The 13,471-nt window shown below is 45.4% G+C and carries 11 protein-coding genes and 1 pseudogene; 9 read left to right on the forward strand and 3 right to left on the reverse strand.

The window, feature by feature from the left end; genetic code table 11:
- Nucleotides 1-1,150, reverse strand: a pseudogene (locus L2747_RS14715) (hypothetical protein); the annotation flags it as partial.
- A gap of 225 nt (nucleotides 1,151-1,375) precedes the next feature.
- On the opposite strand from L2747_RS14715, the gene rsmD reads away from it, so the two are divergent.
- Together rsmD and L2747_RS14725 are read left to right on the forward strand one after the other, a co-directional pair.
- Nucleotides 1,376-1,999, forward strand: coding sequence for a 16S rRNA (guanine(966)-N(2))-methyltransferase RsmD (gene rsmD / locus L2747_RS14720; protein WP_248999772.1), 624 nt, complete (start codon nucleotides 1,376-1,378; stop codon nucleotides 1,997-1,999).
- A complete protein-coding gene (locus tag L2747_RS14725) occupies nucleotides 2,000-2,284 on the forward strand; it encodes a DUF1145 domain-containing protein (RefSeq protein ID WP_248999773.1) in 285 nt (94 codons plus the stop codon).
- A 597-nt stretch (nucleotides 2,285-2,881) separates the two neighbouring features.
- Here the strand turns inward: L2747_RS14725 and L2747_RS14730 are convergent.
- The gene (locus L2747_RS14730; RefSeq protein WP_248472219.1) at nucleotides 2,882-3,445 is read right to left on the reverse strand and encodes a NapC/NirT family cytochrome c; all 564 of its coding nucleotides are present in this window, start codon (nucleotides 3,443-3,445) and stop codon (nucleotides 2,882-2,884) included.
- A gap of 392 nt (nucleotides 3,446-3,837) precedes the next feature.
- Here L2747_RS14730 and L2747_RS14735 point away from each other — a divergent pair, with 392 nt between their 5' ends.
- From L2747_RS14735 to L2747_RS14760, 6 genes are all read left to right on the forward strand, one after another.
- Nucleotides 3,838-4,305 carry a hypothetical protein gene (locus tag L2747_RS14735; RefSeq protein ID WP_248999774.1) on the forward strand — a complete coding sequence of 156 codons (468 nt, stop codon included), beginning with the start codon at nucleotides 3,838-3,840 and terminating at the stop codon, nucleotides 4,303-4,305.
- 166 nt (nucleotides 4,306-4,471) lie between these two features.
- Entirely contained in the window at nucleotides 4,472-4,891 is a 420-nt protein-coding gene (locus tag L2747_RS14740; protein WP_248999775.1) for a DUF2057 family protein, read from the forward strand.
- 117 nt (nucleotides 4,892-5,008) lie between these two features.
- The gene (locus L2747_RS14745; protein ID WP_248999776.1) at nucleotides 5,009-5,425 is read left to right on the forward strand and encodes a hypothetical protein; all 417 of its coding nucleotides are present in this window, start codon (nucleotides 5,009-5,011) and stop codon (nucleotides 5,423-5,425) included.
- A 141-nt stretch (nucleotides 5,426-5,566) separates the two neighbouring features.
- Nucleotides 5,567-6,181, forward strand: a complete 615-nt coding sequence (locus tag L2747_RS14750; protein ID WP_248999777.1) for a heavy metal-binding domain-containing protein — start codon at nucleotides 5,567-5,569, stop codon at nucleotides 6,179-6,181.
- A gap of 24 nt (nucleotides 6,182-6,205) precedes the next feature.
- Nucleotides 6,206-7,999, forward strand: a complete 1,794-nt coding sequence (locus L2747_RS14755) for an efflux RND transporter periplasmic adaptor subunit (RefSeq protein WP_248999778.1) — start codon at nucleotides 6,206-6,208, stop codon at nucleotides 7,997-7,999.
- 14 nt (nucleotides 8,000-8,013) lie between these two features.
- On the forward strand, nucleotides 8,014-11,151 hold the full coding sequence (locus L2747_RS14760) for an efflux RND transporter permease subunit (protein WP_248999779.1): 3,138 nt from the start codon (nucleotides 8,014-8,016) through the stop codon (nucleotides 11,149-11,151).
- A 146-nt stretch (nucleotides 11,152-11,297) separates the two neighbouring features.
- Here the strand turns inward: L2747_RS14760 and L2747_RS14765 are convergent, their stop codons facing one another.
- Complete coding sequence (locus L2747_RS14765; RefSeq protein WP_248999780.1) at nucleotides 11,298-12,080, reverse strand: VOC family protein; 783 nt, start codon at nucleotides 12,078-12,080, stop codon at nucleotides 11,298-11,300.
- 142 nt (nucleotides 12,081-12,222) lie between these two features.
- Here L2747_RS14765 and L2747_RS14770 point away from each other — a divergent pair, with 142 nt between their 5' ends.
- Nucleotides 12,223-13,413, forward strand: coding sequence for a GGDEF domain-containing protein (locus tag L2747_RS14770; protein WP_248999781.1), 1,191 nt, complete (start codon nucleotides 12,223-12,225; stop codon nucleotides 13,411-13,413).
- Nucleotides 13,414-13,471 lie beyond the last annotated feature (58 nt).

Below are 13,471 nucleotides of genomic sequence, written 5' to 3' on the forward strand. Positions count from 1 at the left end.
CAACACGCTCAGCTTCAAGACGAGCAGCCTCGATGCGAGCAGCTTCCGCCGCTTGCTCTGCTGCGATTCTTTGCGCTTCAGCTTGCTCAGCGGCAACTCTTTCTAATTCAACACGCTCAGCTTCAAGACGAGCAGCCTCGATGCGAGCAGCTTCCGCCGCTTGCTCTGCTGCGATTCTTTGCGCTTCAGCTTGCTCAGCGGCAACTCTTTCTAATTCAAGACGCTCAGCTTCAAGACGAGCAGCCTCGATGCGAGCAGCTTCCGCCGCTTGCTCTGCTGCGATTCTTTGCGCTTCAGCTTGCTCAGCGGCAACTCTTTCAGACTCAAGGCGCTCAGCTTCAATACGAGCGGCCTCGATACGCTCAGCTTCAGCCTGCTCAGCAGCAACTCTGATACTCTCAGCTTGCTCTGCTAAAATTCGGGCTTCAGTTTCAGCTGCTTGTTCTGCTGCAACTCTTTGCGCTTCAGCTTGCTCAGCGGCAGCTCTTTGAACTTGAGCTTGCACAGCTTCAATACGAGCAGTCTCGATACGCTCAGCTTCAGCCGCTTGCTCTGCAGCAACTCTTTGCGCCTCAACTTGTTCGGCGGCAACTTTTTCAGATTCAAGACGCTCAACTTCAAGGCGAGCTGCTTCAGCTGCTTTTTCTGCTGCAACTCTTTGCGCTTCAACCTGTTCAGCGGCAACTCTTTCTGATTCAAGACGCTCAACTTCAAGGCGAGCAGCCTCGATTCGAGCAGCTTCAGCAGCTTGCTCTGCAGCAATTCTTTGCGCTTCAACCTGTTCGGCGGCAACGCGTTCTGATTCAAGACGCTCAGCTTCAATACGAGTAGCCTCGATTCGAGCTGCTTCAGCAGCTTGCTCTGCAGCAACTCTTTGCGCTTCAACCTGTTCGGCGGCAACTCTTTCTGATTCAAGACACTCAGCTTCAATGCGTGTAGCCTCGATTCGAGCAGCTTCCGCGGCTTGTTCTGCAGCAGCTCTTTCAGATTCAAGACGTTCAGTTTCAATACGTGCTTCTTCGGCTGCTTTTTCAGCTGCGAGCTGTTCCTGCTCCTGCTGTTCTGCTGCTAATTTTGCCGCTTCAGCAGCTTCCGCTTCTTCTTTAGACTTGTCCTTGCGGAACCAGGAAAAAAAACCTTTCTTTGCCATGTGTTATACCGGTGCTCAAATAGCTGTACATAAATGCATTAGGGTGGAAGACGTTATATCAAAATTATGGTCAAATTTCGCTGACAAAAACAGCAAAAAAGCGATTCTAAAAGATTCCGCTTACTGCTTTTTACCTTTTAGCTATGCTTTGATATAAAATAACGGCCTTATTTCAGACGGCATAGTCTACCACTTTCTTTCATCAGGCAAAATCACGAGGATATCATGGTCAAAAAAAGACCTTCTAGCGGTCAAGTTAGGATAATTTCAGGCCAGTGGCGATCGCGAAAATTGCCGATCCATGATCTTGAGGGCTTACGCCCAACAACAGATCGTGTACGCGAAACCTTATTTAACTGGATTGCCAATGATGTACGTGGTTCTCGCGTTCTAGATTGCTTTGCAGGAAGTGGTGCATTAAGCCTAGAGTCACTATCTCGGTATGCGAGCTATGCCAAGATTTTCGAACTACAAACACAAGCGGCTAAACAACTCGTTGCTAACTTAGCCACCCTTAAGTGCGAAAATGCAGATGTGATAAAAGGCGATAGCCTTGCCTTACTGGCTAATACGCCAAACGAAGGTTTTGACATTGCTTTTATCGATCCACCGTTTAGAAAGTCACTCGCCGAGAAAAGTATCGCACTTATCGATAAACACCAATGGCTAAACGATGATGCGCTTATCTATGTAGAAACTGAAAGTGAAATAGCAGTGCTCAACGTACCCGCTAGCTGGGCATTAATAAAAGAGAAAAAAGCCGGCCAAGTGATCTATCGTTTATATCAATATACTGCTGAAGAAAGCTCCGAGGCAGAAACTAACAGTGATTCAGAGGAAATGAGTTAAATGAAAGCCATGCTAGTTTTAGGAAAAGTTGTCACTGGATTTGCTTGGTTAATGATGCTTTATAACTTAGTAGTGCCTTTTGATGGCAGCGTTGCAGTCGTACTGAATATCTTGTTTGCCATGACAATCTTTATGCATTGCTTTCAGACTTTTATTTTTCACAGCCTATTTAGCAAATTGCTCGAACTGAAGAAGAGCGATTATTTGCAGGTGTTCTTATTTGGTGTATTTAGCCTATTGCAGTATCGCAAACAGGTTATGGATAATCAGGCTCAAAACAGTTAATAGCCGGACAAGCCAAGACCACAAAGGCAAAACAGTATCCGCTGTTTTGCCTTTTATTTTGTGCTTTTTTCAGAGTCTAGATCCTAGGACGCTGCGCTGCGAGGATGGGCTACGCCCTGCTAGGAAAATCAAAAGACTTACAGGCTAAAGCCCAACCTACAGCAAAAAAGGCTTTTACGTTTTAGCTTTTTTCGGTAAGCGCAGCGTTCCGTAAGTGACGCAGTCACGTTCTCTAGGCCGCAGGCCGTTCGTCTTAGCTCTAAAAGAAGGACCTAGATCCTAGGACGCTACGCTGCGAGGACGGGCTACGCCCTGCTAGGAACAGCAAAAGCCAAAAGCACCATCTTTTCTGTCTCTTAGCTTTTTCCGTAAGCGCAGCGTTCCGTCAGTGACGCAGTCACGTTCCCTAGGCCGCAGGCCGTTCTTCTTTGCTCTCCCGCCTTAGCTTTCCCTAGAACCTTTCTCAGCCTTTCCTAGGACCTTCTTTTACTTTCCGAAGCTAAAAAACAAAAAAGCCCCAATAAAGGGGCTTTTAGTATTTTGACTTGCAGACGTTAGGTCTGGGTCGCTACGACACTCTAGGCTTTAGCCTGAGACTTATCCTTTTGGATAAACGTGAGCAACGCCTTTGTGACAGTCTACACAAGTCTTACGCTTGTCTTCTTCTTTCTTGAAGTTGTTAGCGTGCATTCTTTTCGCCATCTTCTTCATAGTTTCAGGCTGATTCTCGTAGATGCGAGAGTGACAGTGCTGACAGTTAGCTGAGTCATTGCCTTTGAAGTACTTAAGCGCTAGATCAGCTTGCTCTTTGCGGTTCTCATCCAACCACTCTTGAGTATTAAAGCCGTCAATTGTTAGGTAACCGTATAGATCTTTAGATACGATGATCTTCTTAACTAGGTACTTAACAGGGTTGTGTGGAAGGTGACAATCTTGACATTGAACCACGATACCAGCACTACCGCCGCCGTGAGCAGAAGCTAACACTTCATCTTTCAATGAGTGGTTGCTATGACAGCTCATACAGAACTCATCTGTACTTGTTGCATGTAAAGTTTGTTGTGTAGCAAAGTAGCCAACAACACCGACAACGATACCGACGACTAACAATGCCAGAATCGAATATTTTGCGCTGGGTTTAAATAGTGCTCGCCAGTTCATCACTCTTCTCCAAGTATTTAATTTTTTCTAACGATGAAATTAATCTTCACCTTTAATTTATGTGATCCATTATAAACTAGATTCTACTCATTGATCTGGAACTAAAAGTGCAAAATGAGACATGGCTCTAACTCTCTCATCCGAGTCTAATTCCGCTCACTTTATATGCACTTTCACTAAAGCTACTCTAAAGCCTTGATTATCGCAAGGTTAATAACCTAGAAGCTTGATATTAGAGTGTTTTAAAGCAAATCCTTTGAAATTCTTTTAGATGTAAAAGTGAGGTACAGCACACAGTTGAAATCAAAAAATTTCTGATTTTTGAAACTTTTCCAACAAAACATAGGTCTTTATATTTACATCGACTTGATTCAATAACTAAAAGGCCAAAGATGCGTAAGCAAATTGCATATTTAGCATTTTTCATCACTTTAGTAGCACAATTTGTGTTATCTCCAGCGATGGCTATGCCTAAATTTTTGCATGCAAGCTCACACGCACTGCATCAGCAAGCAATGGCTGTTAACTCAATGACAGGTGTAACTGCCGCGCCAAACCATCTATCTGCTACTACGCCTTTTAATGACAGTTCCTTAGCCGCAGAGCTTCAAGGTGATGATGCAATGAATTGCGCATCTAATACCGTCAACTTAACGTTGCCGAAAATTGACTGTGAAGCACTTTGCGATATTCTAGGCGCTGAAAATTGTGCATCCCATGGTGCCTCCGCACCAGGGATAATAGAGCAACATTTACTCGCATTTAACGAGCCTAGCTCTTTAGCTAGTATCCAAACCCGTTTTTGGTCTCTACAAACTGTCGAGTTAGCATCGACTAATCCCCCTCCAATCCCTCTGTAAGCTTTACATCATCAGCTGATTAAGACCTGTACTTAATCAACATGCTTTATAAAAAACAAAGTTGAGCCTTTGCTATTGAAACAAACAATAGCCGGCGCTAACGATACCGTGCGTTTTATTCATCAGTATCGTTGGTGATGATTTAACAAAAGTTTTGGAGTTTATTATGAAAAAGTTTATTAGCGTAATCGCATTATCACTTGCTAGCTTTATCTCTTCAGCGGCATCAGTGTCATTCCCTGAATCAATTGAAGTCTTAGCCGTTAACGGACTCAGCAAGGTTGATAGCCGCTATTTAGAACTAAACGACGGACAAAACCTTATCGAAGTGCAATATAGAGACTTATTTGAAAGCAACGCAGAAGATTCAAATTGGGTACGTTCAGAGCCACTCTATCTATATGTAGACTTTGATACTGCCGCCAATTACAAAGCAATTACACCAAGTATTCAGTCTGAAGAGGATGCCTATCAGTTTATCGATAACCCAATGATCAAACTCACAGATAATATGGGCGGAGAGCAACACATTAGCCTTATGACCCATGGCCAATTGATGACCAAATTATTGTTATCAAAACAGTAAGATATTTATCTATTCTTAAATAGGAATGGCACATTGAGCCAACAAAATTGTGAAGTTAATCAATGTGCCGCTTAATTCCTATGGTAGACTTAGCACAGTTTATTATTTGGAAACATCATGCTTAGCATAATCCGTCGCCATACATTATTAGCCTTTACGCTACTCGCATTGTTGAGTCAGCTAGTGCTTTCTAATGGGTCGCTGATGGTACCCAATGCTATGGCTGATGATATGCCAATGATGAGCATGCAAGACGGAACAGATTGTCACCCTATGCAAATGGATGAAGACGCTCATTGCTGCGAAGTTGAAACGCAAACGCAAATGCTTCCCGGCAGCGACCAACCTTGCTGCAATGGCAATGGATCATGCCAGAGCGACTGCAGCCATTGCTTGGTAATTTCTGTAACAGGTAGCCTGTTAAGTGCATCACCTTGGCCTGGGTTTAGCACTTCCGAAATTGTAATGGCCACTCCAATGCCTCATTTCCACTCTATTTCATTGCCACAAGATTTAAGACCTCCAATCGCTTAACAGAGACTCTAAGTTTCTGGCGAATATCATTCGCACCTAAAAATCGATATTAATCTTAATCAGCAATTATTTATGCCGTTAATTGTTCTGTTGCTTATGTTAAGCGCAGTCATCCGGCCATCTCTTTGATGGAGTTGAGTTATGAAAACCCTTTTAAGTTTAGCCTTATCTGCCTTGTTAATTTTGTCTTGGGCACCAACAGCGTCAGCCAATGAACACCATCATGGTGCACATAAAGGCCAGCACGCTGCCCAGCATCAAGACTACGCCTGTCCAATGCACCCTGAAGTGACAGGTAGCAAAGATGATTCTTGTCCTAAATGCGGTATGGATTTAGAAGCAACACAAACAGCTTCTAAAACTCATACAAACGACTGTGACTCTTGCCCAAATAAAGAGTCATGCCCTAATAAAGCTGGAAAGCACCACAAACATATGAACAAGCACACCCATGCTTGTCCTATGAACCCAGCTATTACAGGGCAAGCTGGCGACAGCTGCCCTAAATGTGGCATGGATTTAGAACCTATTGCTAAGGCTGACAACGCTAAAAACTGTGACTCTTGCCCAAACAAAGAGTCGTGCCCTAATAAAGCTAAAAAACACCACAAACATATGAGCAAGCATACCCATGCCTGCCCAATGAACCCAGCTATTACAGGTCAAGCAGGCGATAGCTGCCCTAAATGCGGAATGGACTTAGAGCCAATCGCAACCGGCGATACAGCGACTAAATCTGGTCATCAGCATCACTAATATTTAGGGTGGAGATAAGGCATTATGAGTTCACTAAAGTCAAACAAGGCGGCAATACCGCTGATCTGCGCCTTCAGTTTTATGCTTGTGGCTACGCCGCAACAGGCATTTAGCCAAGCGGCAGAAACAGCACATCAGCACGCTCAGGCCCACCAGCATGAGTCCAATAAAGATGGAGCTGAGTATTATTGCCCAATGCATCCAGAGGTCACCAGCCACGAGCCGGGGCGCTGCCCTGAGTGCAAAATGTTCCTCGTTAAAGATGAAGTCACCGATGAACAAACTGAAAAAACATCTACAATCGCGACAGTAGAAAACTATTACTGCCCGATGCACCCAGAAGTCACCAGCCATGAGCCGGGTCGCTGTCCTGAGTGCAAAATGTTCCTCGTTAAAGATGAAGTCACCGATGAACAAACTGAAAAAACATCTACAAGCGCGACAGTAGAAAACTATTACTGCCCGATGCACCCAGAGGTCACCAGCCACGAGCCTGGACGTTGCCCTGAGTGCAAAATGTTCCTCGTTAAAGAAGAGGAAGAAGAGAGTCAAGTCGACGAGCAGAACGTTCATCAACATGCCTCTGAACAATCTCAAGCGGACAAGCTATTAAGTCAGCCTAAACCAACGCTTGTTCCCTCTCCGCAGAGTAACAACGACGGCAATATAAAATACGTATGTCCGATGCATCCCCATGTGGTGTCAGACGTACCAGGCTCATGCCCAATCTGTGGCATGGATTTGGAAAAAGTCACTGTCGGCGGAATTGGTGAAGAAGTGGTAGTCGGCGTATCAGGCGGTATGCAGCAAGCACTCGGCATGCGCAGTGAGCAAGTCACTGAAGGTACGCTATGGAAGTTGGTGAAAACCATCGGCACCGTGGAGTATAACGAAAACGCCATCGGTCACAGCCATACTCGAGTCAACGGCTGGATTGAAACCTTAATGGTGCATAACGTTGGACAGCGGGTTAAAAAAGGCCAGCTGCTCTACGAGCTTTATTCTCCAGAACTTATCAATGCCCAAGATGACTATATGCAAGCGGTTGACTACCTCAAGCAAGACAAGAGCCGTGGCCAAGGTTTATTGCGTAAGGCTCGTCTACGTCTTGAGCTATTAGGGGTCAGCTCCGCAAGCATTAAACAGCTAGAGCGTACAGGTAATACCATCTATCGCGTGCCGTTTTATGCCGAGCAAGATGGCTTTATCAGTAAGCTTACAGTCCGTCACGGCATGTATGTTCAGCCTGGCGATACACTATTTGAAATCGTTGATCTAAGTAGTGTGTGGATCATTGCTGATGTGTTTGAAAATGAGCAAAGCTGGCTTGAACAAGGGCGCCCTGTAGAGGTTACCTCTGCCGCGCAAGGCTTGTTTGACCTTGAATCGACGATTGATTATATCTACCCAGAACTTGACCCCGTCTCGCGCGCGATGCGTGTACGCATCAAACTCGACAATCCGAAAAAGCTCCTGAAACCCGGCACCTTAGTTGATGTAAAACTGTTTGGTGGTCCTAAGCGCGAAGTGCTGTCTGTTCCTACCGAAGCACTGATCCTTACCGGACGGGAAAATCGCGTGGTCGTGCAGCGCGATGATAACCGTTTTGCCTCTGTACCTGTAAAAGTCGGCATGATTGCCCAAGGTAAAGCTGAAATCATTGAAGGCTTACAAGCAGGTGATAAGGTGATTGTGTCGGGACAGTTCTTACTCGACTCTGAAGCCAGCATTCAAGGCAGCTTACAGCGCTTAAGCGGTAGTAATAGCACTGACGATAATAGTGGCGACGCCGCTAGTGATCCGCACGCACATCATTAATCGGGAGGCTGATTATGTTAGAAAGAATTATTAGCGCCTCGATTAAACAGCGGGCGATGGTGTTAGTGCTGACTGCAGTGATAGCCTTAATTGGCTATCAAGCGATGCGCATGACACCACTTGATGCACTGCCAGACTTATCTGACGTGCAAGTAATTGTAAAAACCTCCTACCCAGGACAAGCGCCGCAGTTAGTGGAAGATCAGATAACCTACCCGTTATCGACTGCTATGCTCGCGGTACCGGGTGCTAAAACCGTACGTGGTTTTTCAATGTTTGGTGACTCATACGTCTACATCATTTTTGAAGACGGCACTGACATCTATTGGGCTCGCTCGCGGGTACTTGAGTATTTGTCGCAAACTCAAGGCCAGCTACCAGATAACGTCACCCCCACTCTTGGGCCTGACGCCTCCGGTGTCGGCTGGGTGTTCCAATATGCTTTGGTCGACCGCAAAGGCCAACATGACCTAGCCCAATTGCGCTCATTACAAGATTGGTTCCTCAAGCTTGAGCTACAAAGCGTATCGGGCGTGTCAGAAGTGGCGACCATTGGCGGCATGGAGCAGTCGTATCAAATCATCGTCGACCCACATAAGTTGGCTTTGTATCAAATTGATTTGATGACGGTAAAAAATGCCCTAGATAATTCAAATAGCTCAACCGGTGGCTCTGTAATTGAGATGGCAGAAGCAGAGTATATGATAACCTCCAGTGGTTATCGTCAAACCTTGGCTGACTTTGAAGAGATCCCACTGGGTATTGTGTCTGAATCTGGCACGCCAGTATTAATGAAAGATGTGGCGCAGCTGCGCACAGGTCCAGCGGCACGCCGCGGCATTGCCGAGTTAAATGGTGAAGGCGAAGTGGTTGGAGGCATTGTAGTGATGCGTTACGGTGAAAACGCCCTTGCGACCATTAACAATGTCAAAGACAAACTCAAAGAGGTAGAGAACGGTCTGCCCGATGGCGTAGAGCTAGTGATCACTTACGATCGCTCTGAGCTTATTCTTAACTCGGTCGATAACCTTACCCACAAAGTGCTAGAAGAAATGCTGGTTGTTGGTGTGATCTGTTTGATCTTCTTACTGCATGCACGCTCAACCATGGTGGCAATTATCTCGCTGCCAATCTCGATATTAATCAGCTTTATCGTAATGAACCTTATTGGCGTCAACGCCAATATTATGAGCCTAGGGGGGATTGCAATTGCGATCGGCGCAGTGGTAGACGCCGCCATTGTGATGGTAGAAAACACCCATAAACATCTAGAGCATTATCGTGAGCAGCACAATGGCGAAACACCTACAGGAGAAGCGCATTGGGAGCTAGTACGCAAAGCCTCGGTTGAGGTAGGGCCAGCACTGTTTTTCAGTCTGCTGATCATTACCTTAAGCTTTGTGCCTGTATTTGCTTTAGAAGCGCAAGAAGGCCGCTTATTCCATCCTTTGGCGTACACCAAGACCTTTGCTATGGCAGCCAGTGCGATTCTCGCTATCACATTAATTCCGGTACTACTGGGTTACTTTGTTCGCGGTAAAATTCCCGATGAGCGTAAAAACCCAATTAGCCGTTTTTTAATTGCGATTTATGAGCCGACGTTGCGCTTAGTACTGCGCTTTCCGAAAGTCACCATCTTGTTAGCCATTGTGACCTTGGCAAGTGCGGTGTACCCAATGACCAAGATGGGTAGCGAGTTTATGCCTGAGCTTGAAGAAGGCGACTTGCTCTATATGCCAACGACTTTACCTAGCGTCAGTGCAGGTAAAGCCGCTGAGATCTTGCAGCAAACCGATAGGCTGATCAAAACGGTACCGGAAGTAAAACAGGTATTCGGTAAAGTTGGCCGCGCAATGACAGCAACCGATCCTGCGCCGCTAACCATGTTGGAAACCACGATTATGCTTAACCCAAGAGAAACTTGGCGTGAAGGTATGACCTTGGAAGGCATTATTGCAGAGCTACAGAAAACCGTAAAAGTACCGGGCATGACCAATGCTTGGGTGCAACCAATCAAAACCCGTATCGATATGCTTTCTACTGGCGTGAGAACTCCGGTTGGCATCAAAATATCCGGTGCTGATATTGCAGAGTTACAACGCATAGGTACCGAAATCGAAGCTGTGGTCAGTAAGATCCCCGGCACCGAATCGGCCTTTGCCCAGCGCACCAGTGGTGGCCGCTATATTGATATTGAGCCTAACCTTAAAAATGCCGCCCGTTACGGTATGACCTTAAAGGACATTCAAGATGTGGTGCAAATGGCCATTGGCGGTATGCAAGTAGGACAATCGATTCAGGGGCAAGAACGCTACCCGATTAATATTCGTTATCCGCGAGAGTTACGTGACAGTATTGAAAAGCTGGAAGATTTACCAGTACTGACTAAAACCGGCAAATACCTACCGTTAGGCAACTTAGCTAGCATCACCATTAGTGATGGGGCGCCAATGCTTGCCAGTGAAAACGGCCGCCTAATCAGTTGGGTATTTGTCGATTTAAAAAATATCTCAATTGGTGAATACATAGAAACTGCAAGAGCGGCACTGGACGAGCAAATAACCTTGCCTGCCCGCTACAGCTATACCTTTGCAGGGCAATATGAGTATATGCAGCGGGTTGAAGCCAAAATGAAGTTAGTCGTGCCATTGATGTTGGCGGTGATTTTTATGCTACTCATGATGACCTTTAGCTCATTTATTCAGGCGTCAGTGATCATGTTAAGTCTACCGTTTTCGCTCGTAGGTAGTGCTTGGCTGTTGTACTTGTTAGATTTCAACTTTTCAGTCGCCGTTTCAGTCGGCATGATTGCGCTAGCTGGAGTCGCGGCAGAGTTTGGTGTGGTGATGCAGGTATACCTCAATAACAGCATTAAAGATCGCCAAGCCGCCGGTCAGTACAATGAACGCAACGATTTAAGTGAAGCACTTATTCACGGCGCGGTTATGCGTATTCGCCCTAAAGCGATGACAGTGGCGACCATCTTCTTTGGTCTACTGCCGATTATGTGGGGTAGCGGTACCGGTAATGAAGTGATGCAAAAGATTGCCGCACCTATGGTCGGCGGTATGGTCACTGCACCGCTGCTGTCGCTATTTGTAATTCCAGCAATTTACTTACTTATTTATGGTCGCGGCTTTAATAAAAAGTAATTTTGCTAGAGCAATAAACTCATGACCATCAATAAAAAGGGTAGCAAGCTTGCTACCCTTTTCTTTAGCTCTATCTTTACGTCATTCGGCTTGAATTAGTTTGCCAAAAACGCTCTGAGCAGATCAATTTCTTATACTGATTGCTATTAAACGCCCATGCGTAACTCAATTATAGAAAAGAAGCCACCATCAGGATCGTTAATCACCGCGAAGCGACCCACATTGGCTATATCCGTTGGCGGCACACACACTTTACCGCCTAGTTGCTCAACCTGTGCAGCCTTGTCATCACAGCTTTCCACGGTGAAATACAACATCCAGTGAGCAGGCATATCGCCCCACTCCTCAGTCATCGCCATCATGCCACCCACATCCTGAGCACCGACTTGCCACTCAGTATATTCCATCCCTTCCATATTACTGACTCTTGTGCCCCAACCCAGCACATGGGGGTAAAACTGTTTCGCTTGTTCAGTATCACGGCAAGCTAACTCAACCCAGCATAAAGTATGATTTTCGCCTGCCCGTTTAGCGCCAATATGATTCTTGGCCTGCCATAGTGCAAACCTTGCGCCTTCTGAATCTTTTATCACCGCCATACGCCCAGCCTCACCGACATCATGAGGGCCGACAATCACTGTGCCACCAGAACCAGTGACATCAACTAAAGACGAATCTAAATTCTCCACCGCAAAGTAAATGGTCCATTGGGTCGTTTCACCATTTTCAACCATCTCATCAGGAAGTTGATACATGGCACCTATATCATCATCCTCGATGGTCAACATGCTATAGCTCCCTTCAGGGATCGGCAGATCGACAATGTTCCAGCCAAATAACTTACTATAAAAATGCTTACTACTATCGATCTTTAGCGAAGCAAGCTCCGCCCAACAGGGCTGACCTTGAAAATATTGGTCCACTTTCATTACGTTTATCCTTAATGAGACAATCCTTTGAGTTAAGACCCTGATTGCTGGCCTGTCCAATATCCTACGCCAGTCGCCGTTAAAACACGCATCTGAGAATGAACTATAATCTAGTACCAGCCGTCATCATGGACGATTCAGAGTGCCAGTATTAACACGCAGCCTGCACTACCTCTTTGCGCCGATTATTATTGTTTTTCTTTGTATTGTTGGCATACAACAACTCGCACTCACTTGGCAAAATTGGTTACCTAAAATAGAACAACTCCCCTATTACTTATTTGGTGTTTCCGCCTTACTTGCGCTGCAATTTAACAGTGCCCGCATTACCTATCTCTCGCTATTTCTGCTGATTTTTTACAGTTTAAAGCAGGGTGCTTTTATAGCTGACGATTTAGTTATATTTAGCGACGAGCAAGCTTTTCTTATTGGCACTTTTATCATTGCGTTTTTAGCGATAAGTAAAGATCGTTCCTTGTTTTCAATGCACTTTTTCAAAATAATAATTGGCATGATTTTATGCGCCCTACTGGCTTGGGGCTGGCATGTAGCGATTAACCTACTAGCGAGTTTGCCTCCGAAAAAGATATCCGACTCACTTAGCTTGCTGCTTTCTTTATATGTACCGATTGGAGTCGCTTGTATTGTGGTATGTATCTTCTCGGTATGGCGCTCCACAGGCACAGACTCAACAATTGCCATAACCCTATTTATTTGGTTATTTGGTTACTACATGCCTGATCAACTGCCAATCTCAGTGTTATTCACCCTAATAGGTATAGCCTATATCTATTCTATTTTAGCCAAGTCCTATCACTTAGCTTATCGGGATGAATTAACCGGTTTATCTTCACGGCGAGCGCTTAATACTGTAGCACTGTCGCTCAACAAACATTACAGCCTCGCGATGGTAGATATCGACCACTTTAAGCATTTCAATGACACCTATGGCCACGATGTCGGAGACCAAGTATTACGTCTGGTCGCTGCAAAATTAGTAAAAGTCCAAGGTGGCGGCAAAGTGTATCGCTATGGTGGTGAGGAATTTGCAATAGTATTTGAAAACAAAGATATTGAAGTTGTTTTGCCTCACCTTGAAAAACTAAGAAAAAAGATCAGCCAATACGATATTGTGCTGCGTAATGAAAAAAGAAAACTAACCAGCAAAGCTGATAGAGACGTTGTTGATAGTCAAAATCCGACGGTAAATATTACGATCTCAATAGGTGTAGCGGAGCAACACGGTGAAAACTCATTTGATAACACCTTAAAACGGGCAGACAAGGCCTTATACAAAGCAAAAGATAATGGCAGGAATTGTGTGTTTGCCTGATAACTTACGTTGGCAAACCCAAGCCTAGCCTACAAAGGAATTGGCTTGGGTCGACAAT

This window comes from Shewanella marinintestina (assembly GCF_023283845.1).
Classification (GTDB): domain Bacteria; phylum Pseudomonadota; class Gammaproteobacteria; order Enterobacterales; family Shewanellaceae; genus Shewanella; species Shewanella marinintestina.

Excerpts from the sequence above, each read along its gene's own strand:
- rsmD (WP_248999772.1), top strand. The coding sequence starts at position 1,376 with ATGGTCAAAAAAAGACCTTCTAGCGGTCAAGTTAGGATAATTTCAGGC.
- L2747_RS14725 (WP_248999773.1), top strand. The coding sequence starts at position 2,000 with ATGAAAGCCATGCTAGTTTTAGGAAAAGTTGTCACTGGATTTGCTTGG.
- L2747_RS14730 (WP_248472219.1), bottom strand. The coding sequence starts at position 3,445 with ATGAACTGGCGAGCACTATTTAAACCCAGCGCAAAATATTCGATTCTG.
- L2747_RS14735 (WP_248999774.1), top strand. The coding sequence starts at position 3,838 with ATGCGTAAGCAAATTGCATATTTAGCATTTTTCATCACTTTAGTAGCA.
- L2747_RS14740 (WP_248999775.1), top strand. The coding sequence starts at position 4,472 with ATGAAAAAGTTTATTAGCGTAATCGCATTATCACTTGCTAGCTTTATC.
- L2747_RS14745 (WP_248999776.1), top strand. The coding sequence starts at position 5,009 with ATGCTTAGCATAATCCGTCGCCATACATTATTAGCCTTTACGCTACTC.
- L2747_RS14750 (WP_248999777.1), top strand. The coding sequence starts at position 5,567 with ATGAAAACCCTTTTAAGTTTAGCCTTATCTGCCTTGTTAATTTTGTCT.
- L2747_RS14755 (WP_248999778.1), top strand. The coding sequence starts at position 6,206 with ATGAGTTCACTAAAGTCAAACAAGGCGGCAATACCGCTGATCTGCGCC.
- L2747_RS14760 (WP_248999779.1), top strand. The coding sequence starts at position 8,014 with ATGTTAGAAAGAATTATTAGCGCCTCGATTAAACAGCGGGCGATGGTG.
- L2747_RS14765 (WP_248999780.1), bottom strand. The coding sequence starts at position 12,080 with ATGAAAGTGGACCAATATTTTCAAGGTCAGCCCTGTTGGGCGGAGCTT.